The organism is Paenibacillus sp. FSL K6-4396 (assembly GCF_038002525.1).
GTDB lineage: Bacteria > Bacillota > Bacilli > Paenibacillales > Paenibacillaceae > Paenibacillus > Paenibacillus amylolyticus_B.
Genome location: NZ_JBBOCR010000001.1, coordinates 5,704,067 through 5,725,149 on the forward strand (window position 1 = coordinate 5,704,067; position 21,083 = coordinate 5,725,149).

Here is a 21,083-nt window from a genome sequence, read left to right on the forward strand (position 1 = left end):
TTAAGCTTCCCCTAATCCACGCGCGCCGATCTTAAGCGCAATCGGTCCAAGTACTTCTTTTTGACGCTCGATCATCTCCAGAATTCCCTGCTCACCCAGTTCCAGCATTGCGTTCAGCTCACGGCGATCAAATGGCGCTTCCTCACCTGTTCCCTGAAGCTCGACGTATTTACCGCCGCCTGTCATCACCAGGTTCATATCCACCTTGGCTTTGGAATCTTCATCATAGTTCAGATCCAGTACAGGCTGTTCACCTACTACGCCCACACTTACCGCAGCAATGAAATCCGTAATCGGGAACACTTGCAGTTTGTGCTGTTGGGAAATCTTGTTCACGGCAAGCGCCAGCGCTACAAACGCACCGGTAATGGACGTTGTGCGTGTGCCTCCGTCGGCTTGAATAACATCACAGTCCAGCGTAATCGTACGCTCACCAAGAGCCTGCAAATTGACCACCGAGCGAAGTGCCCGACCAATCAGACGCTGGATTTCCATGGTGCGTCCAGTTAATTTGCCGCGATTGGCTTCACGTTGGTTCCGAGTATGTGTTGCACGTGGCAGCATGGAATATTCAGCCGTTACCCAGCCTTTCCCTTGCCCTTTCATAAAGGGAGGAACACGTTCCTCCACTGTAGCTGTACAGATCACCTTTGTATCTCCAACTTCAATCAGTACAGAGCCCTCGGCGTATTTATTTGTGTTCACTGTTAAATTCAGCGGGCGCAGCTGTTCGCTGGTTCGTCCGTTTGATCTCATTTTTTCTGCCTCCTACGACTTAAGCATCCTGTAATGTTGAGCTTGTTCACACTTTTACTAATCCCTTATATTTTACCAAAGAGTTCGGTTAAAAGCATCCTTATGCATTCTGCGTTCGTTAAATCGGAATTTCGTTAATATATTCAGGCTTGGAAACCGGCGCACTGTAATCCCTGTTGTCGTCACCCATGACCGTTTTTTGGCCGTTCCACTCGATCTGTACTTTGGCATCCTTGCTGGCTGTGTTCTCCGCAGTGGTTAATACGACAGACTGTAAAAGCTCGCTTGGCACGATATCCCCTTCGGCAAACATATCATCTTTCAAGGCAACCGTTACCGTGCCATCCTCTGCCGTTTTGACCGATTGCAGCTCCGTTCCGCCTGTCATGACCTCTTCCAGTTCTCCACCTTTGTCAGGTCCCTTGATCAGCTCATTCAATGCTGCCTGCACCCGATCTTCACCAGGTGTAACCAGACGTGTAACCGGAACATAATATTGGATGCCTGCTGGTGAAGCAGCGGAGAAATAGACCGTTACCGGACTACTGTTGGTCACAAACGTATCACCCAAATCCAGATTGATTCCCACAGCCCGATTCAGCGGTTCAGGCAACGGCGTGCTGTTCACCGGCATTTGTGTTAACTTTTTGCCATCCACCCAGATCTGCACATTCTCCACATCAGGCGTTCCCGTCAATGTCCACGTGACAGCTTCTAGCATTTTCCGTTCTTCCTTCGCATCATACTTGGCAAAATTACCCGAGAACTCCACGACCGCCAGCTTGTCATCCGCGTGAATCGTTACATTCTGCACAACCGTTCCCTGTGGGAGAACACCCTGGAATCCTTCAGGCAACATACCCGCATAGGCCCCGCCTGTGACAAGTGTATCCAGTGCTGTCTTTGGACTGCTGGCGTCTGTTCCAGAAGGAAGTGTCAGGGATACCGGAGCGAGCAGCCCCTGCTGGTCTTGCAGATATACCGTCGTTAACGGGAGCATTGCGAGTGCTCCATTCCCTTCGGCTGCTTGAATCATAGCTGCTTCCTGAATGGGCGGTGGTGGATCAACAGCTTCGGAAGACTGTGCTCCAAACATGCCGCAGCCTGACAATACCATAGGAATACTCAGCAGCGCTGCTGCCGATACCGTACGCAAAGACTGGATCTTTCTCATGATCACGTTCCCCCTCATCATTTTTACAGTTTGTACTACCATGTATACGAGCCTTTGTCCAAAAAATAACTAAAAGATAACAGCTTCGCTGAAAACTTATAAATTCTATGATCTTAAAGAAACGTAAAACAGGTTAATACGTATTAGGAAGCAAGAGTAGGGACATTGCTAACTTCAGAGGAGGAATCGCCCATGGAACATCCTGAGCAAGAAAAAATCCCTTACAGCCTGAATAGCCGCAAGGTGGCGGAGGCAACTAGGGAATGGCTGCATAAGCGGGGCGTCACGATCCCTGAGATCGCAGAACTGGTCATGTTATTGCAGAAAAAATATTATCCAGGTCTTACGATGGAAGAATGTATCGAAAATGTGGAGATGGTTCTCCGTAAACGTGAGGTACAGAACGCTGTTCTGACCGGGATTCAGCTCGATATTTTGGCAGAACAGGGGCAGCTCATATCTCCTCTGCAGGAGATGATTGAGAACGATGAAGGACTGTATGGCGTGGATGAGATTTTGGCATTCTCCATCGTCAATGTATATGGCAGCATTGGATTTACGAATTATGGTTATGTGGACAAGCTGAAACCAGGGGTGCTTGAACGTCTGAATGACAAGAGCCTGGGCCCTGTCCACACGTTCTTCGATGATATTGTCGGTGCGATTGCATCGGCAGCGAGCAGTCGGATCGCCCATCGCAAACAATCCGAGCTTGAAGAAGCACTGGGAGAAAAACCTGTCAGTGATGACACGGTATAATGCGTAACTCGTTTCATGTCTGATGCCATGTGGAACATTGAACATGTGTAAGGACGCTTCTTGAAATAACTGTTTAATAAAATAACTATTCATGGAAAAAGCGGCCTGATGGCCGCTTTTTTGCATGTGTAAGATACTTTTTGATGATCCACATGTTATTATTTCAGATGTTTAGGTCGTACTGTTCCCACCAAACCAAAATCTTCAACCCAATTCTGCTCGGTAGGTGAACCAGATGTAGCCCGTTTCGGTCCAATCGTGATTTCCGGGCCTTTGCGCTCTCGCAACATGCCACGCAGCACAGTGATGCCAACGATGCTGAGTCCGGTAAATACATACATCATCCGCATGATAATATTACCAGAATCTGTGCCCGTCACCATGCCGTGAACCAGCAGACCAATGAACACCGGATAGGACAACATGTGGAACATGAACCACCATTTACGGCCCAGCTTGTTCCGCAGATCACTGGATAACAGGACAATCACTAATCCGTAGAAAGCTAACGTTCCCAGACCACTGCCGATCGGATGCACGGAGGCGGTAAAAGGAATCAGAAGTTCGCCCCAGGTAAACGGGCTATAGTGATCAATATATAACGTTAATGCGTGCACGAGTCCAAGTCCGAAGGCGAGCCAGGTCGTTCGAGTATGCCATTTGAACATGTCTGCTTTTGGTTTGCCTTTGGCCATAGGCATCCCTTGCGCAATTCCCAGAAACACACTGGAAAAGAGTAGCACATAAGCAGCAATTCCACTAATTCGAATGATATTCCACGTCGGCAGGTAATCTACAATCCATTGTGCCATAACCGACTCCCCCATATCTGTTAGACTTTTCCTAGATCAGACTGAAGCGATGATCCGGATCAAAACCCGGCCAATGCTCAACGAGCGTATCCGTATTCCCTCTAAAATAAATGCTCCCATCCCGTGTCATCCACAGGACGTCATGCCGATCGTAATGTCGGTTTAACCAGCCCACGGCTTCGGCACTTCCCAGAATGCATACCGTCTTGGCAATGATCTCGCATTGCGAAGCATGCTGTCCCATAACGGTACACTGCAATACGTCCGTATCTGCCGACTCCATCGTCCGGGGGTCAATGAGGTGGTGTGCAAAGCTTCCATCCGTATTCTGCCATTGTCTGCGGGAAATACCCGAAGTGGCAACAGCTCCTCGCTGTAAGCGAACCGTACCTGACGCATCCCCCTGGCCTTGCAAAGGGTCTGCTACTTTAAAGGTCCACTGGGGATAGTCCGGTGTACCCCATACCTGAATATCTCCACCCGCGTTAATTAAACCCGCCGGGATATGCAATGTTCGCTGCAACCAGTCCGCAATGCGCTCCACCGCCCATCCCTTAACGATCCCTCCCAGATCCAACTCAGCTCCAGGGTCCAGATGAACCATCCGGCTACCTTCCCGCTGAATCCATCCCGGACGACTGTGGTCATGCCGATCCTCCATCATTCCTGAACTGTCAGTTGTTCTTGTTCGCAAAATGCGTTGAAGCAGCGGACGTTGCGGTTGTCGTTGTTGCACCTTCTCGAAGCTTATATCATACCCCGAAGCTTGAAGAGCCTGCGAGATACCCGGTTGGAAAATCCCTTCAGTCAGACCAATATATCCATAGGCCAGACTCAGCACTTCATCCATCGCAGCAGAGATGGGTATCCATCCGGTTGCATGATTCAGACGATTCAGTTCACTGTCTGCCACAAATCGGCTGAAGCGCTGTTCCTGCGTCTCAAACCAATTCTTGACCACGGTGGCTGCATGTTCAGCTTCTTCCCGCCCAGCGGACAGTTGCACTTCAACATCCGTGTTCATCGCACGGAATTGAAATCGGAGCGGACGAGCGACTTGCTCCGTGCGGCTCATGATGCACCTGTACGTGACTGATAGTTGCCACTGCTGTATCCGGGGTCTGTACCCTGGTTATTTTGCCCGATACGCTGAGAATCTGAATAATTATCCTTGTTACTCACGCTCTGATCTGGTCGAGCTGCTTGTGTGCTATCGGTTGTTCCATTATATTGACTATCATTATTGTCATTGTCCTGCGTGTTCCAGTTGTTGCTGTCCGTTGTACTGTTGATCCATTCGTCCATCACATCATCATGCGTATCCACCTGGCTTGAAGCAGTAACAATTTTATCTTTGCCATTTGCTGCTGCATAGGCCACATCAAAGGCATCCGAAGTTCTTACATATTGAAAGAGTGCAGCCACAGTCAACGTTGCTGCCGCTGAAGCTTGCCATTTTCTCCATTGATTCCGTTTTCTTCTGGTCATCGCTCTTCCCTGCTTTCTTTAGGGTGTGTCTCAAGACACGCCCTAGCGAAGTTCATAGATGTATGATAAGCGCGCTGGCTTAAAAATAGATGAATGAACCGTTAAGAGAGGCTAAAGCTTTATTTTAACGGTGCCCGTATCAAACTAAAAAAAGACTCGGGACAGGTGAGTTTCCTGTCCCGAGTCCCTATATAAGATCGCATTATCATTTCATATCGATATCAATTATTCCATTTAGATTTGAAAATAGAACTTGCCATCCGGTTGCTGCTCTTGCTTCACTACTTCGCGCCGAATTAACTCCTGCAAATGAGACAACGTCTCACTCATGGCAAACCTTAGTTGATGGGTACCAAGCCGATTGCCAAACATGTGTACACAGATGTCATACGCATTCGCTGATGACTCCTGAATTCGCTCTGCCAGCTTCTGAAGTCGTTCTTCATGGTGTACGAGCAGTTGGACGGTCCGTTCGTTAAATGTGGAAAAAGGATTCCGATGTCCCGGATACGCATGCTTGACGTTCAGCTCCCCAAGACGTTCCAATCCTTCCATATAAGACAATAATGGCTGAGGGTCACTGCCGGGTTGCAGACTGATATTCGGTGAAATCTGTGGCAAAACGGCATCTCCGCACAGAATCTCCATCGACTCCGGCGCATAAAAGGATAAATGGCCTGGGGCATGCCCACCCGTCTCCACAGCAACCCAACGTTTCCCGCCCATATCGATCCACTCACCGTCTTCAATGGGAGTCACCTTCGGAAGTGGTGTGATCTGCGAAGCAAATGCCTTCATATGTTCATGTATCTGCTCAGTCTTGTCTTCCGGCATACCGTGACGACCATAATAATCAGGTAAGATTGTATTAATGCGCGAATCAGATCCCCACATATAATCAGCCTCTTGGCGAGAACGTGTGGACATGCGAACGGGTGCACCCGTCATCTGTTGTATCCATCCCGACAACCCAAGGTGGTCCGGGTGATGGTGGGTCAGCACAATTTGATGAATATCGCTAAAGGTCAGGCCGAGATCTGCCAGCGCTTCTTCCCACTCCTGTTCCGTCTGCGAATTACGCGGTCCCGGATCTATGATAGTGATCGTTCCATCCGGTTCAGACAACACATAACTGTTCACCCATCTTAAGGGAAACGACATGCTGATCTTGACCCGGTGTATGCCCTCTGTCATGGGCATCTCTTCTGTGCGCTTCATGTTATCCCCCTTCCAGACTGTCCCTGTTCACTCCACAGGACGACGACCCACAAAAATCATGCGTGGAGAAGTCTGCTCGTCATATTTCTCTTCATCATAGCCGCCATGTACCTGGTCTACCCGGAGTCCGGCGGCACTTAACATCTGACTCAGTTGATCCCGTGTGTACAACTTCACACGCTCCTGATATACCCGCGGTTCATGTCCGGATGCGGTATCCGTAATACGAATTTCCTTTTGCACAAACCCATCCTCAATCTTGCGGAACTCCTCAATCCGCTGTCCTTCATCCTCTCGGACGGAGTGCGGCACCAGATGACGAGTCACATAAGCCGTATTCATAAAATCAATAATATAGCTGCCACCCGGGCGAAGCATGCGATGAATGGCACGTAATACTTTCAGTTGTTCTCCGTCCTCCAGGAAATAACCAAACGATGTAAACAGATTGACTACGGCATCAAAGCCACCTTTCAGTGGGAGTTCACGCATGTCCGCAAGACACCACGATACTCGGTGTTCAGTGTCCATTAGACGCGCTTCGCGTAAAAGCACATCGGACAGATCAACTCCGGTCACTCGCAATCCTGCATCAGCAAGTGCCATGGAGTGCCGTCCCATACCGCAGCATAGATCTAATACTTCAGCATTAGGCTCAAGCTTCAACCAATTGATCATTTTATGTACTTCCTGATGGGCACCCTGCACATCCCGGTGCTTGTATACGAGAAGGTAATCTTCTCCAAAACTCTTTTCATACCATTCCGTCATCCAATCTCGCCCTCCACTTGGTCACTGGCTCTCTATCTGTAGTACGCTATGTACAAGCCTGATCATTTCCCCTAGCTTTAATGTATTGTAACGTCTTTATTCTGCAAACTCAAAAAATTCCAGTGATTTTCCAACATTGAACAGCCAAAATGCACACGATATAATGTTAGACATATGCCTGCAAATCGGTTAATTATAAGCAACAGGAGGTGTTCTTATGATTCACATCGGACTTACCGGATGGGGCGATCAGGAAGATCTCTATCCAAACCGTACCAAAGCCAAAGACAAGCTCAGTCTATACGGACAATACTTCTCCACCGTGGAGGTGGATAGTTCCTTCTACGCCGTTCAACCCCGGGATCGAATGGCACGGTGGGCTGCAGAGACGCCCGAAGCCTTTGCTTTTATCATCAAAGCCTATCAGGGAATGACCGGACATCTGCGAGGCAAACCCTACTTCACCAGCACGTCGGAGATGTATAAGGCTTTTCGGGAATCACTGGAACCCGTCATTGAAGCTGGCAAGATGCGGGCAGCCTTGTTTCAATATCCACCTTGGTTTGAGTGCAATAAGGACAACGTCAAAGAGCTTCGTGAAGTGAAACTCAGAATGGAAGGTATTCCATGTGCACTCGAATTCCGTCATCGCAGCTGGTATGAAGATGGCATGCGCGAGCGGACGCTTTCGTTCATGAAGGAGCAAGGCTGGATTCATAGTGTCTGTGACGAACCTCAGGCGGGTTTAGGTTCCATTCCTATCGTGCCAGAGGCCACGGATTCGGAGATGACGCTGGTTCGCATGCACGGACGCAACGTGTCAGGGTGGCATCAGAATGGTGCGCCCAATTGGCGCGAGACCCGTTACCTGTACCGTTACAACAAGGAAGAATTGTTGGAATGGAAAGGGTATCTGGAGCAATTGCAGGATCAGAGCAAGGATGTCTATGTTATTTTCAACAACAACTCCGGTGGCGATGCAGCGGCGAATGCACAGATGATGATGGACCTGATGGACCTGCCGGTGAAGCCTTTCCCTGACCGTACTGAACCAGAACAGGAAGAAGGACCGGAGCAATTAGAGTTATTTTGATCCGAGCTAATGATGCAGTTATTCATATTATTGGGTGAAGGTAAGTGTATTTATCATTGTTATCATGCTGATCAAATTCGGGATTGGAATAACACTAAAAAGCGGCAAGCCTGAGGGCATTGCCGCTTTCTTTAGCTGGTAATCTACCTATAGAAGGCTATCCACATACATTCGTTTCGTTGCGTCAAACATCAGCGCTGCGCGGCTGTAACCGAAGAATCGATATGCGCCTCACGGAGCTGCTGATTCATTTTATGCACTTCAATGCCAGCCAAGAGCACAATGCCAATCCCGTGGGTATCGTTCAGATTCCATCCCAGATCATCGCGATAATACAAGGCTGTAAACGAGTACCCGGAACCGCGACATACCCCGTATATATTACCTTTATAGTCAATCGACAAACGTGTCATGCCTTCCCATCCTTTGCGTACTGCCTCCAGATAAGGCTCTGGCTGTTCCAGCCAGCCTTCCCGAATACCACGGGCATAAGCGTAGATGAACATGGATGTGCAGGAGGTTTCTTCATACGAATCCGGCCGGTTCAGCACCTGATGCCAAAGTCCATTTTCCCCTTGCAGCGCCAGATAACCTTGACTTAGATCACGATAGAAACGTAACAGTTCCGGCCGTTTCACATGATCATGTGGCAGGATGGATAACAATTCGGTTAATGAAAAGAGCACCCAGCCGTTCCCGCGTCCCCACGGAATGCCTGTCGCCCGACCACGCACAAAATCATACACATGGGACATGATCTGTTGTTCGGGAAGGTAGAGATACTTACGGAACATCAGGAACTGATTGATCGCATCATCCCAGTACGCCCTATCTCCTGTCAACTGACCATAACGCATCAGAAAAGGTGTACTCATGTACAAGTCATCACACCACATCGTCTCTTGACGCATCTCCCCACTGCCGCGAACCCGGTAAAAGGCACCATCCTCCAGACGTTCCTGCTCATCCGTAATGTAGCCCGCAATCCGATCCGCGGTCTCTCTTCCCCCACGAATATCGCCCAACTTCATCGCAGCAAGCAGTGTAGAGCCAAACGAACCACAATCATCCAGACTGTCTATCGCAGACAGTTGATTATTGATTCCTGCCGCACCATACCCTTCCCGATCCCATAGGCCGTAGCGATCAAATGAAGTGCTCAGTTCAATATGTTGCCGCACATACTGAATGTAATCATCCCGCCCCAATTCCTGTCCCATCTGGAGAAGTCCAAGCAGGGTAACGCCAAGCGGATAATTCCACTTTCCGTAATGTGTATTCTCCAGATAGGGACGAACATGCGTATCGGGAAGATCTACACGCCAATACACACCTTGTGCGCCATCATCAAATACGGTATCTGTTCGCACGATGTCGGCGTGCGATGGTTCAGCACCGGGAGCAAACACACCTGTGTACAGCCAGGGATCAGAGCCCCCCGCAACCGGATGAGGAGGTTTCAATCCCCAGCCTGTGGAACCCGAACGCTCGGCATCTTCCAACTGGAATCCCCATGAACCGCCAACTGCCTGAATTTCACCTTTCGCGACCAAATCAGATGAACCGTAACGGCGCGGGAGTTCAACGTGAAAATTACCACTACCTCCAGCAGAGTATACTTCCGTGCCATCCACATACAGAGTCAAAGCTCCATCATGACGGCCTTGTAAAATAACTGACGTTGATCCTGGCAAGGTTACATTCAGTTTGGACCACGCATAGGCAACAGCCCGTTGTTCGGTACCAAAGATGCGGGCAAAAGAACCCATGCTCTGCTCCTCAACTGTCCAGTCCCTTCGCGGATACCAGGAAAGGCCAGTTTCTTCTTCTGTCATGCCGTCACGAGGAAGAGATAATACAGGTTCATCGACGGGTTCCGAATATAACCAGCCCTCCTGTCCTTGACGATCTGCCCCAGGAGTGAGGAAGTGCAGCGGGAAATTTTTGAACGAGGCTGTTCCGTAAATACCGCCGAATCCTACTTCTGTTTTGACAAAACATAGCAACACATCATTCCAGCCATAGTTCACGGAAATCGGAATCTGGGTTCTTCGCTCGGGAAATAATTCCTGCAACAACTCGGACTTGAATACCTCTTCGCCGTTCACGTAGATCGTCACCGGACTATAACAGTTCAGGCCTGTATTTAACGTTGTATTCTGCTCGCTCCATAACTTGCCCCATACATACACGTACTGCCCTGCATGCGCCTCTGCACATTTCTCATTCAGATTCAGGTCGTAGCGATAGTCCCCAAGTCTACGAAAACCACCCTGATGATAAGCTCTGAACAAAAAGGAATGTTTCGGATGATCACCAATATAACGCTGAGCCACCGTTGTCAATATATCCGGAATTGAATCGTACACCTTGCCTGCAATCGCCTCGTTCTCATGAAAATAACGAATGATCGTCAGCTCCCTTCCTTATACCTTGATTCGTTCGCTTAGCCGCAATGTCTCTCCGCCCTGCACTTCAACAACCTGTTGATCTGCCGTGAACCAAACCGGGATGGCAGACGGATTATGGATGATGGATCGATCGGCTGAACACTCCAATCGTTGCACCGCTTTCCAATAGGCAATCACTTCGATGTTCGTCGCGTACCAGATGTCGTTCCTGCCGCCAATCTGCTCACCAAACTGTTCGATGATCTCCCAGTTGTCGTTGTCATTGAACTCGTAACTATGACCCCAGACGTAGAGTAATAGTGGCGTACCTGTTTTGGAATGTTGGATAAAACGTTTGGCATGTCCCGCCAGATCATGGTTATGATGACAGGTCGGGTGCCATTCAAGGGGACGGTCTGGCAACGTGTATCTGCCATGTGATTCAACGGTACGAGCATAATCGATGCCAAGCCACTCCAGCTTTGTACTTAACGCACGGTCGTACCCTCCGTTGGGATAAGCCATGCCTCGTACCGGATAACCGACGAGCTGCTCCAAGGCTTTTCGGTCTTCCATAATCTCTTCGGTCAATAGTTCATTCGGAACATAAGGTAGCGTAGGGTGAGTAACGGTGTGAACGGCTACTTCATGCCCCGTATAAAGTTCAGCGACTTCCCCAGCCTCAATGCGGCCTGGATTACCCAAGGTACCGGAGTTCAGATTAAAGGTTCCCCGTAGACCATACCGATTACAGATCTCCACCAGTCTGCGATCATGCACCACTCCGTCGTCATAACTGAGCGTTAACGCTTTCATCACACCACCTGGATAGCGGTCAAACTGAATACGATGTCCCATCCCTTACTTCCACTCCTTTATCCTAATTCTTCAACAGGTAAATGACCTGCATCCTGTAATCGATGATGTTCCGAATCAAAATACGTACCTTCCAGCAGACCGATCAATGTGTTGGTAATCCGCACTTCAATGTCGTTGTCTCCCGGACGCAACGAGGAGGCCTCTCCCTTCCAGCGATACGGAGACCAGCATCTCACACCCAGACTATGTCCGTTCACCCGCACTTCTACCACATCCTGCACACGCCAATCGCTAAATTCCAGTTCAAACGAGGTAATATCTTCCCCTGGCTCATCCAGCCAGAACGTGCGTTTATAACTCATTTCCCCGGCAAAATAGGGATACAGCGGCTGCGGTTCAGGTCCGATACGAAGGGCCGTGTCCGACTCCCGTACAAGCGAAGCCATGCCTTCATGATGGAACTCCACGCCGAATCTTCCCTGTAGATACAGGGGATCCACGATGCCATCCTCATCTTTCGTTACCTGCACAATCACCGTCATTTCGTTAAGACCGCTGTGCAGCAGCTCTGTAATATCACAAGCGATATTATTGTGGTCGGTTATTTCAATTGGATCGAATTGTTCCTTTTCAAGCAGATGCCCATTAATCTCCATCGACCAAGTGCCCGAGACCGCCGCTCTGTCCATGAATAAAAGGCATGCAGGCAATGCCGTTCTCAGCTCAAATGTGGTCGTATAACGGCACTCGATCGGGTAAGCGACGGATGCCTTTTTCGGTGTGCCAAACACCTGATTAAACTGGACTGGCAGATGCTGCTGCTCCGATAATTCTGCCGCCTGATCAATAAACGGTTTTACAGCTACATGCTGGCTTTCCAGAATCACACCATTAGCATTGGAAGCCTGAAGATGGAATTGTCCCATTCGCAAAATGTTAGGCTGCACCGTTTCCAGTCGCCATGGCCCTTCCGAAGGGACCATGATCTTACGGGCCTGATTAGCTCCTGCCGATACAGCCGTTACGAACCCCGAACCGGTTTTGTCTGTTACATCCACCTTCGTTGTTAATGCCTCTTCCTTCGCAGGTTGTAAAGTAAGACGAACAGCATGTGCTTCATAAGGCGCCAGCGTAAGTGAAATACAACATTCCCCGCCACTGCTCGTATACGGTAATGTCTGAAGCTGTCCTGTCTCCAGATCAAGTCGTTCTGCCACCAGACAAGCACCCTCTGTCAGCTCTGTTCCATCCCACAGCTGTCTGGCGACCAGCTTCAACTGTCCCTTCAGGTCCTGACCCTCCTGATTGGTCAAAAAAACCATGTGCTCTCCAGCCGACAATTGACGGGTGTGCATCAACAGGGAGGCGCTCTCCTCCTCCATAATCCAGCAGATGGGTTCGGGCAATACCTGATCGAGCAGAAGAGAGATCAGCTCCAGCGAAAAGTCATCTCCCTGCCCCGTTCCTGCGGGTAGAAAATAAGAATTCCCCTCACCTTGATGCCACATGGTTTCACGCTGATCATGATCAGTTGTCCCGCTTCGACCCCAGTACACTTCTTGCGGCTGTTCACCCGCACCAAAGAACTGGGTAGCTTCATCTCCCTCCGGACTTCCCGACTGAATCGCAATATGCGGTGGCATTCCAACAGAGATGACAGTTCCTCCCTGCCGAACAAATCGCTTCACCTGTTCCCAAGCCGCTGCCTCCAGATTCAGCATCGGTGGCAGAATCAGTACGTCATAACGGGCAACGCCGAGCTGAATGATGCCATCCGTTAAGTCAGCTTCCGCCAACAACTCGGGATCAAGGTGATCATAGTCACGTCTGTTTTCGAGCAGATGGGTAGTAATCCGCATCCAGTCCTTCGTCAGGCGCTCCAGTTGCGCGCGTTCTAATTCGTCCTCGCCGCTATACTCAAATCCATGCAGCGGATTACCCATCAGACTCCAGAATGTCGTCGTTGGGTCAAGGACGGCAATACGAATATCTGCTGCTCCGGTGCTCATGAGATAGCTCAAACGTCCGGTATAATCCCCCAACTGCCGGAAATGCTTCCAGTAGGGATTCTGTAAAAATTGAGATGGCGGTGCGTCATGCTTCGCAAGCCCACCAATCGTATAGAAAAAGGCGTGAAAGTTATAAAAATTGGTGCCCATGGCGGCCATGCGATCAATCATCCACTTGGCATCCTGTAGCGTCATGGACCAGCCTACACTGTGAAAACATTCAATCAGATTGCGGCTTCGGCCCAATTGCCGGGCAAGCGAACTGACCATCTTGGGATTGTCACGCATCTTTTGGCCATATCGTTCCAGAATCCACGATAAGGATCGTCCAATTTTCTCATGGGCCGAATCACCACCTGGCATATGGCTGAACAACTGGATGGTCATCCGTACGCCAGGCACCTCAGCCGCATACTGGATACCTGCTTCCTCACACCAATCATGCACCTGTTTGTGATAGGACTCCCTGAGAAGCAGGTGCAGTGACTGGTAATAGTCATACCGAATCCGATGCGCGTCCGGAACATCACCATATAACAGCGCCGGTAGCGAATCGATCAGACTATAACCACAACGCTCACTGAAATAACGGGGAAGCTGTTGGGACCAGGGGATACGGCCCAGCGGTGCAATCTCATCCGAGAACATGCCTTTGATTACGCTTTCAAATTGATCTCCAACCGCTGACTTATAACGCTCATGTGTCAGTTCAATAAAACGGCTCATCGCTTCCTTGTGACAAGGATCAACAAAGTTGCCGTAATATTTGAAGTCGTCGATTTCCATTTCTTGAAATATAATCAACTCCCAATCACCCGGGGGAACATCCCACAACAAGCGGAACGCTGTTTGGTAGGTGAAGAACCGCTTGCGGTTATACGATGTGAGTCCTGTCTCCTGATAGACCTGATCGGTCTGGATATTGCCGATTTTGCTGCGCAAATCAATGGATTCATGCCACAACCGTTTGCCCTGTGCATCCTTGGGAATCGCCTTGGCAACCAAGACTCGTCCCCATGGCAACTCCAGTTCCACAGCTTCTCCGCCCTGAACCACCAGCTGGTGATGTATGAGCTGTCGCTGCTTCGCTTCAGGGAAATCAAGGGTCACTTCCCCGCCAGCCATCCCGCTTGGATATGGATATTCGTCATATAACCATACCTGCATGCCATGGTCGGCAGCTGCCTGCACTGCAACCCGCACCTTATCGAACCATGCTTCAGAGAGATAGGGAATCTGTAGTCCCTGACGCGGACAGATGAAGAATCCGCCTACACCTTGCGCGGCCATCTCAGCCACCTGCCGCTTAATCTGCTCTTCTTCCATATCCCCGTTCCAGAACCAAAAGGGATGAACCCGGTACTGCGCCTCGGGATTTTCAAATGCATCCCCGTTCCACATGTTGCCTTCCTCCCTGCATGTTCAAGAGTGGTCGTTAAACTTTACCAATAACGTTCATTTAAGTTCAAATAGGTTTGTTTCGCTTTGATTATACATCAAAAACCATATTCAGGAAGTCATAATTTCCAGAAAGTTGGATGATTTTTTTGTTCACGGATCAAGCCATTACAGCGATAAAAAAAGCCCGACTGTCCCCGTTACCCTGAAAGCACGGCTGCCGGGCTTTTGCTTATAAGACTACTTCAGTGCAGCGTACAGTTCATTGACTTCTTTCACATAATCGTCTCCGCCGTTGTTCTTCCACAGGGTAACAGCATCTTCGAATCCTTTCTCATCAATCTGACCTACGATATATTTGATCCGTGCATCGTTAATGATATTGTCCAGCTGCGGTCCTTTCTGAGCATAAACATCAGAGATCAGCGGTTCACCAGGATTGGCGATGACAATCTCTTCGTTGGCCTTCTGCACCTGTGCAACCTTTTCACGGACAGGTGTCTGTTGTACGCGAAGCGTTTTGTCCTCGGGAACAAACATCAAAATCTGATTCAAGCCCTGCAGATCGCGGAGAGCAAGCTTGTCAGTGGATGGAATGATATAGTTTTCTTTTTTCTCATACTGCTTGCCTTCCAGTCCATTCCCAAGCAGCGCCTGCAATTCTGGCTCATTGAGTTGATCCAGAAAGCTTAGCACCTTCTTCAGTTCCTCTTCGGTTTTGACACTGCCTTTGGAGATGGCAATCATTCCGGAATATCCGGACGTTGGCATATCCCGCAGCCCCTTCGGACCTTCCATGGCTTGCAGCACATCCACACGTCCTGTCGCATTCGGGTCTTTATCCAGTATTTTCTGGTCCATGCGCTGGGCATTATCTGCCACATCGACCATGACACCCGCTTGCCCATTCACAAATGGGTCAGGCAGTTTCGTTGCATCCATCACGGCAAAGTCCTTGTTCACCAGACCCTCGCTGTAGATCTGACGGAAAAATTTCAGTGCTTCCATGTATTCTGGTGTCTCATGCGCCGGAATCAGACCTCCGCTGCCATCATCTCCCCATTTGTTGGGGGCACCGAACCATACCTGCATGTTATCCCACGGGCCCGTGAATTTGCTGGCTACCAGACCGTACGTATCATCCTTTCCGTTACCGTCCGGGTCATCCTTCGTGAACGCTTTCAATACATTGTAAAATTCATCAATTGTCTTTGGCTCTTCCAGCCCCAGATTCTCCAGCCAGTCCTTACGGATAGTCACCCCATTACGTCCCAGAGGGCGAGCCCGATAAATCCCATACGTTTTGCCATCGATAGAGGCATTGTTGGTGATGATTTCATTCATTTGGCTCAGGTTCGGATAGTCCTTCAGATAAGGACCCAGTTCCCAGAATGCTCCGGTTCGTGCCGCATTAATGAAACTTGGAGACTTCCCTAACACCACCATAATCTGAGGCAGCTTTCCCGAGGCCAGTGTAATGTTGAATTTGTCTTCATACGAGCTGCTTGGCACCCACTGCAGGTTCACGTCCACCTTGGTCAATTCCTCCAGCTTCTGAATCACAGGGCTGTTGTCCGGCGGATTCTCCGCTTCAAAGTTCGGTAGCATAATCGTGAGTTGATCGGTGCCACCCGCAGCGGTTCCTGAATCTGATTTGTCCGTGGAGCATGCGCCCAGAATTGTACTAAGTACCAGTGACGCAGAGAGCAGCAGTGCCCCTTTTTTGAATCCGTTTTTTTGTCCCATACGTTCTCCCCCTTGGCTTTAGCCTTTGATTGAACCTAACATGACACCTTTGGCAAAATGCTTCTGCAAAAACGGATACACCAGCAAAATCGGAATGGTACCTACAACGATCACCGCCATTTTGATCGACTGCTCTGGTGGCTGAACAAAATTGGGGTCCATGTTTGCCATATCTCCGACACTGGCTTGTGAGAGTAACACGATCTGTCTCAGCATGACTTGCAGTGGCCATTTGTCACTGTCGGAGATGTACAGCAGTGCCGAGAAAAAGTTGTTCCAATGTCCCACGGCGTAAAACAAGGCAAACGTGGCAATGACTGGCTTCGATAAAGGCAGTACGATTCGCCACAGCACTCCGAGATCCGAACAGCCATCGATGCGGGCCGCTTCCTCCAGCCCGGGCGGCATTTGCTGAAAAAAGTTTTTGACTACTATTAAGTTAAAAGCGCTGATCGCGCCAGGAAGCATAAGGGCCCAGTAGGAATCAAGCAGTCCCAGTCCACGAATGACGAGATATGTTGGAATCATGCCACCGCCAAATAACATCGAGAAAATTACCATGTTCATCATGACGTTGCGACCCCAAAAGTCACTTCTGGATAGTGGATAAGCCATCGTTAGTGTGAAAAACAGATTGACCAGTGTACCTGCCACCGTGATGAAAATGGAAACACCAATGCTGCGAAAGATCGTGGACGATGAAAAGATATACTCATACGCGCTGAAGGAAAACACCTTCGGAATGAGGAAAAAACTGCGTTCGGTAATCTCGGCTTCCGTTGCGAAAGAATTCCCTATAATATACAGGAACGGAAGGACGGTTAATATGCCCAGAATCCCCAGCATGACGTAATTGAAGATATCAAATACCTTGCCGGCAGGGCTGTTGTATAGACGGCTGTTCATGGGCGCTCCTCCTTAATAAATTCCGGGATGGCCAAATTTTTTCGCAAGTTTATTACTGCCAAGCACCAGAATAATCCCCACCACAGACTTGAATAGTCCAACAGCAGTACTGTAACTGAATGCACCTTGCGTAATCCCGACCGTGTACACATACGTATCAAATACGTCCGCCACATCCCGGTTGAGGGAGTTGGTCATCAGATAGATCTGCTCAAATCCGGTATCGAGGAAGTTCCCCAGTCTGAGAATAAGCAAAATGACTATGGTCGTACGAATGGCTGGAAGCGTGATATGCCACATCCGCCGTAATCGTCCGGCGCCATCCACAATGGAGGCTTCATATTGTTCCGTATCGACACCTGCGAGGGCTGCCAAGAAAATGATTGTGCCCCAACCCATCTCCTTCCACATCATCTGAACAATAATCAGCGGACGGAACGAACCCGGACTGGAGAGTACATCGATAGGTTTGCCTGTAATCCAGGCGATCAGGTCGTATAACACCCCGCCCTGCGGGGTCAGAAACACGTACGTGATACTGGCGATAATCACCATGGATACAAAATGGGGTACATAGACCAGCGTTTGAATCGTTCTTTTGAAGAAAGCGACCCGAATTTCATTTAATAATAAAGCTATAATGATCGGTGCCGGGAAAAAGAAGATAAGATCATACAGAGCAAGAACCAGCGTATTGCGTAATAGTCGGAAGAAGTCCGGGTTGGAGAAAAAGTTCGTAAAGTTCTCCAGCCCCACCCAGTTGCTCTCCCGGATGCCAAGGAAAGGCTGGTAATCCTGAAAGGCAATGATGATCCCCCACATGGGCAAGTATTTAAAGATGACAAAGTACAAAAAGCCGGGAAGCACAAGTACATATAACCATTTGTTTCGTTTAATCTGCCTTTTCCAATTGGACTCCTGTTTTAATGGCCTTGTGGCCATATCCGCTTGAGCAGTTGCAGCGCCGTTGGTATTCCAGTCCGTCTTCCCGTTCATCATGTCTCCCCTCCCTCAACGATGTAAGCGTTATCAATTAACCTGATACTCAGACTATACATCCGATCTTTTTCCGGCAACCTTCATTTTTTGCATACCTCCGGCATGATGGTCGGAAAGCCCGCTATAACGCCATTTTCACAAGAAACTGAACATAACGTAGCAGGTAGAATTGCACATTTTTGCGGGTTTATCCTTCTTTGTATCACCGTAAAAAAAAGAAAAAAAACGACATCCACTAAAGCTGAATGCCGGTCTGAAATGACAAAGATATAAACGGTTATTGTCCAAACCATTGATCGCGATACTGACTCGGGGTAACACCCTCCTGTTTCTTGAAAATCCGATTAAAATAACTATGCTGATATCCCACAGCCGCCGCAACATCATTGATTTTCATCGTTGTCTCCCGTAACAATTGCTTCGCCGCCTCCATTCTCACACGTGTCAGATAATCAATAAAATTGATGCCCGATACCTGTTTGAATGCCTTGCTCAGTGCATAGGGTGTCATCTGCTCCGCGTCAGCACAGTTTTCCAGCGAAATGTCGCTGCGGTAATGTGTATCGATGTACAACATCGTTCGTTCCACCACCAGTTTCAGCGGTTCCTGCGATCGTACCTCAACCTCTTGTATATAAGGTATGAATACCTCATTTATCATCCACTGTCTCATTTGTACAGGTTCACGAATACCTGATAAACGTTCATACATGTTGCAACCACCAAACAGCTTATAAGGTGTGACCCCCGTTTGCAACATCATGTGCTGAATACTGCCGAGTAATTGCAGCATCATCTGCTGCACCTGAAATTCGGTACTCCCCGTCCGCGTAATCTCACTCATGAATTGTTCCAGCACACGTTCAGCTTCGTCCTGCTTGCCCAGCCTGATCGCCTGTAGCAACTCACGTTCCAGTCCAAGCGGATAGGAAGCTGCTTCGTTTCTGCGGAAACACGCCTCATCCTCCAGATCGAGTATCTGACTTCCTTCCTCCACACTGCGATATGCCACGGCCTGTTCCATCTCCACGAATCGTCCAGGCAATTCCTGAAGTGAAGCTGCCGGGCGGCTGACCATCAAGGTCACCTTCATTTTGAGTGTTCGTCCAATGACCTCCACTAGCTCCTGTCCCCATAACATCGCTTGTGACTTCACAGGTTCGTCCTGAGGAGCAATCACAAGCATGGCGGAAGACAGGTCATGAAAGTTCATGACACTGATCTGCCTGAAATAATTTTTCGCCACTTCCTGAGTAATATTCACTGCTGCAAAGGTAACTAATCCCGTGTCCTGGCTTCCAAATCTGCCTTGCAGCTGCTCGTACCCCGTAAAATACATCTGCACCAGCAAATACTGCTGGCCCTCCAGCTCAAATCCGAGATGACGCATGCGCTGCTGGAGATCCTGCTCATTATAGGCATATAGATGTCCCTGCACAAGTTGTAAGACAAAGCTGTCGCGCAGATGAGGAAGTTGCTCCTGCAACTGGCGATGTGCCGTTACACTGCGGGAGGTCAGTTCGTTCCACTGTTGCTCCAGCAGCTCAAACTCGTCCAGCTTCTCATCCGTTGGTGTAGTTTCGTTTCTACCAGGCGTAAGCAGGTGCAGCATCCGTGCTACAGGCGAATAGATGCGGCGGGAAGCAAACCAGGATAACAACAATCCCAGGATGAGACTGCCTGCACTCGCAATGACGATGATCTTGGATACCAGCTTGACGGGCGAAGTGACTGAGGTCAAAGGTGCTGCGGAGACGTACGTCCAGTCCGAATCAATCCGACTCAACGAGCCATACGAGACAGAATAGGTCTGATCCTCATATCGGAACAGGAATGAGCGGCTATCGGCATGCAGGGCCACTTCTTTTTTTAGCTGCTGTTCAAAAGCAGAAGTCTCCCCCGCCGTTCCCGGATTCCCGGTAACCAGTGTGTTGCCTTCCTGATCCATAAGGAACGTTAAACCTTCATCATAAGGAGTAAGCGTTTTCAATAAACTGGCGACTTTCTCGTTATCCAGCGTGATGATCAGTGCACCAAATGGATTCATGCTCTCCCCCGGAATCTTATGTACAAGAACGAGTGCATTACCTGCATCCGTGTGCAGTAGACTATCGTTGGTCGAAGGTGCGGTATGATTGTTGACGCTGGAAACCCAGTCTGTCCAGTACACGTGGTTGCCCATGGAAAGGTATCGATCATATGCTTGTACTTTGGCTTCATCGTTCAATTCGGTATAATCCCGATTAAACAAGATTGGCTTCGGCTCCTGCAAATACAGCTGAGCTGACTTGATCAGCGGATGGGAACCTTGTAATACGTATAAGGTAGTCACAATCTCCTGCGTTTCATTGAAATAATACACAAAATCCAGTGTACGTAGTGCATTGCCAAACCTCGGTTCAAAAGCCCAATGGGATAAGTTCATCTCCAGATAAGCCAGCTGGTCGTCCACATTGCGTGCCCGGTTCTCGATCTGGTTCTGATGCATCTGATTGAACTCGGTTTCCATCCGGCCAACAACCTGTTGATACATGACGATACCTGTGATTAGTCCGGGAATGCTGGCAATGAGTAAAATAAGCATCAGGCTGTTTCGATAAAATCGTCCTTTATGCCTTCCTGCCTTCAAATCGGATAAACGCTTGAATCTGCCAAATATTCGATCGCTCCTAGTCGGTTCCATCGCTGCTCACCTGCCTGCTTGCATCGGGTCTGACTGTCATGGAAATTTCCTCAACTCCCCTG

Annotated in this window: 16 protein-coding genes; 2 read left to right on the plus strand and 14 right to left on the minus strand. The window is 49.2% G+C overall.

The window, feature by feature from the left end; genetic code table 11:
• Together rph and MHB85_RS24975 are read right to left on the minus strand one after the other, a co-directional pair.
• Window positions 1-756 carry a ribonuclease PH gene (gene rph / locus MHB85_RS24970; RefSeq protein ID WP_017692572.1) on the minus strand — a complete coding sequence of 252 codons (756 nt, stop codon included), beginning with the start codon at window positions 754-756 and terminating at the stop codon, window positions 1-3.
• 118 nt (window positions 757-874) lie between these two features.
• The gene (locus tag MHB85_RS24975; RefSeq protein WP_210109903.1) at window positions 875-1,930 is read right to left on the minus strand and encodes a GerMN domain-containing protein; all 1,056 of its coding nucleotides are present in this window, start codon (window positions 1,928-1,930) and stop codon (window positions 875-877) included.
• Between the two features lie 192 nt (window positions 1,931-2,122).
• Here MHB85_RS24975 and MHB85_RS24980 point away from each other — a divergent pair, with 192 nt between their 5' ends.
• Entirely contained in the window at window positions 2,123-2,689 is a 567-nt protein-coding gene (locus MHB85_RS24980; RefSeq protein ID WP_105601152.1) for a phosphatidylglycerophosphatase A family protein, read from the plus strand.
• Between the two features lie 158 nt (window positions 2,690-2,847).
• On the opposite strand, the gene MHB85_RS24985 is transcribed toward MHB85_RS24980, so the two are convergent.
• From MHB85_RS24985 to MHB85_RS25005, 5 genes are all read right to left on the minus strand, one after another.
• Window positions 2,848-3,501 (minus strand): ferric reductase-like transmembrane domain-containing protein, encoded by a 654-nt coding sequence (locus tag MHB85_RS24985; protein WP_341073854.1) that lies wholly within the window; start codon window positions 3,499-3,501, stop codon window positions 2,848-2,850.
• Window positions 3,502-3,532: 31 nt separating this feature from the next.
• The gene (locus tag MHB85_RS24990) at window positions 3,533-4,576 is read right to left on the minus strand and encodes an FAD:protein FMN transferase (RefSeq protein WP_341073855.1); all 1,044 of its coding nucleotides are present in this window, start codon (window positions 4,574-4,576) and stop codon (window positions 3,533-3,535) included.
• The gene (locus MHB85_RS24995; protein WP_341073856.1) at window positions 4,573-4,989 is read right to left on the minus strand and encodes a hypothetical protein; all 417 of its coding nucleotides are present in this window, start codon (window positions 4,987-4,989) and stop codon (window positions 4,573-4,575) included. Before MHB85_RS24995 ends, MHB85_RS24990 begins: the two co-directional genes overlap by 4 nt.
• A 234-nt stretch (window positions 4,990-5,223) precedes the next feature.
• On the minus strand, window positions 5,224-6,207 hold the full coding sequence (locus MHB85_RS25000) for an MBL fold metallo-hydrolase (RefSeq protein WP_105601158.1): 984 nt from the start codon (window positions 6,205-6,207) through the stop codon (window positions 5,224-5,226).
• A gap of 27 nt (window positions 6,208-6,234) precedes the next feature.
• Window positions 6,235-6,978 (minus strand): class I SAM-dependent methyltransferase, encoded by a 744-nt coding sequence (locus tag MHB85_RS25005; RefSeq protein WP_105601159.1) that lies wholly within the window; start codon window positions 6,976-6,978, stop codon window positions 6,235-6,237.
• A 217-nt stretch (window positions 6,979-7,195) separates the two neighbouring features.
• Between MHB85_RS25005 and MHB85_RS25010 the strand changes: the two genes are divergently transcribed.
• Complete coding sequence (locus MHB85_RS25010) at window positions 7,196-8,071, plus strand: DUF72 domain-containing protein (RefSeq protein ID WP_341073857.1); 876 nt, start codon at window positions 7,196-7,198, stop codon at window positions 8,069-8,071.
• 191 nt (window positions 8,072-8,262) lie between these two features.
• On the opposite strand, the gene MHB85_RS25015 is transcribed toward MHB85_RS25010, so the two are convergent.
• From MHB85_RS25015 to MHB85_RS25045, 7 genes are all read right to left on the minus strand, one after another.
• On the minus strand, window positions 8,263-10,440 hold the full coding sequence (locus MHB85_RS25015) for a glycoside hydrolase family 88/105 protein (protein ID WP_341073858.1): 2,178 nt from the start codon (window positions 10,438-10,440) through the stop codon (window positions 8,263-8,265).
• Window positions 10,441-10,497: 57 nt separating this feature from the next.
• Window positions 10,498-11,319, minus strand: coding sequence for a polysaccharide deacetylase family protein (locus MHB85_RS25020; protein WP_105601165.1), 822 nt, complete (start codon window positions 11,317-11,319; stop codon window positions 10,498-10,500).
• Window positions 11,320-11,336: 17 nt separating this feature from the next.
• Window positions 11,337-14,690: a glycosyl hydrolase gene (locus tag MHB85_RS25025; protein ID WP_341073859.1), complete on the minus strand. Its 3,354-nt coding sequence runs from the start codon at window positions 14,688-14,690 to the stop codon at window positions 11,337-11,339.
• A gap of 237 nt (window positions 14,691-14,927) precedes the next feature.
• A complete protein-coding gene (locus tag MHB85_RS25030) occupies window positions 14,928-16,433 on the minus strand; it encodes an extracellular solute-binding protein (protein WP_192136271.1) in 1,506 nt (501 codons plus the stop codon).
• Window positions 16,434-16,451: 18 nt separating this feature from the next.
• Window positions 16,452-17,339, minus strand: coding sequence for a carbohydrate ABC transporter permease (locus MHB85_RS25035; protein WP_017692544.1), 888 nt, complete (start codon window positions 17,337-17,339; stop codon window positions 16,452-16,454).
• A 12-nt stretch (window positions 17,340-17,351) separates the two neighbouring features.
• On the minus strand, window positions 17,352-18,281 hold the full coding sequence (locus tag MHB85_RS25040) for an ABC transporter permease (protein ID WP_026081491.1): 930 nt from the start codon (window positions 18,279-18,281) through the stop codon (window positions 17,352-17,354).
• A 334-nt stretch (window positions 18,282-18,615) separates the two neighbouring features.
• Complete coding sequence (locus MHB85_RS25045; protein ID WP_341073860.1) at window positions 18,616-20,922, minus strand: AraC family transcriptional regulator; 2,307 nt, start codon at window positions 20,920-20,922, stop codon at window positions 18,616-18,618.
• Between the last annotated feature and the right edge of the window lie 161 nt (window positions 20,923-21,083).

Bases quoted from the DNA above. Each gene is read 5' to 3' on its own strand.
- MHB85_RS25045 (WP_341073860.1), bottom strand. From the start codon at position 20,922: ATGCTTATTTTACTCATTGCCAGCATTCCCGGACTAATCACAGGTATC.
- MHB85_RS25025 (WP_341073859.1), bottom strand. From the start codon at position 14,690: ATGTGGAACGGGGATGCATTTGAAAATCCCGAGGCGCAGTACCGGGTT.
- MHB85_RS25030 (WP_192136271.1), bottom strand. From the start codon at position 16,433: ATGGGACAAAAAAACGGATTCAAAAAAGGGGCACTGCTGCTCTCTGCG.
- MHB85_RS24980 (WP_105601152.1), top strand. From the start codon at position 2,123: ATGGAACATCCTGAGCAAGAAAAAATCCCTTACAGCCTGAATAGCCGC.
- MHB85_RS24995 (WP_341073856.1), bottom strand. From the start codon at position 4,989: ATGACCAGAAGAAAACGGAATCAATGGAGAAAATGGCAAGCTTCAGCG.
- MHB85_RS25010 (WP_341073857.1), top strand. From the start codon at position 7,196: ATGATTCACATCGGACTTACCGGATGGGGCGATCAGGAAGATCTCTAT.
- MHB85_RS25040 (WP_026081491.1), bottom strand. From the start codon at position 18,281: ATGGCCACAAGGCCATTAAAACAGGAGTCCAATTGGAAAAGGCAGATT.
- MHB85_RS25000 (WP_105601158.1), bottom strand. From the start codon at position 6,207: ATGAAGCGCACAGAAGAGATGCCCATGACAGAGGGCATACACCGGGTC.
- MHB85_RS24975 (WP_210109903.1), bottom strand. From the start codon at position 1,930: ATGAGAAAGATCCAGTCTTTGCGTACGGTATCGGCAGCAGCGCTGCTG.
- MHB85_RS25035 (WP_017692544.1), bottom strand. From the start codon at position 17,339: ATGAACAGCCGTCTATACAACAGCCCTGCCGGCAAGGTATTTGATATC.
- rph (WP_017692572.1), bottom strand. From the start codon at position 756: ATGAGATCAAACGGACGAACCAGCGAACAGCTGCGCCCGCTGAATTTA.
- MHB85_RS25020 (WP_105601165.1), bottom strand. From the start codon at position 11,319: ATGGGACATCGTATTCAGTTTGACCGCTATCCAGGTGGTGTGATGAAA.
- MHB85_RS24985 (WP_341073854.1), bottom strand. From the start codon at position 3,501: ATGGCACAATGGATTGTAGATTACCTGCCGACGTGGAATATCATTCGA.
- MHB85_RS25005 (WP_105601159.1), bottom strand. From the start codon at position 6,978: ATGACGGAATGGTATGAAAAGAGTTTTGGAGAAGATTACCTTCTCGTA.
- MHB85_RS24990 (WP_341073855.1), bottom strand. From the start codon at position 4,576: ATGAGCCGCACGGAGCAAGTCGCTCGTCCGCTCCGATTTCAATTCCGT.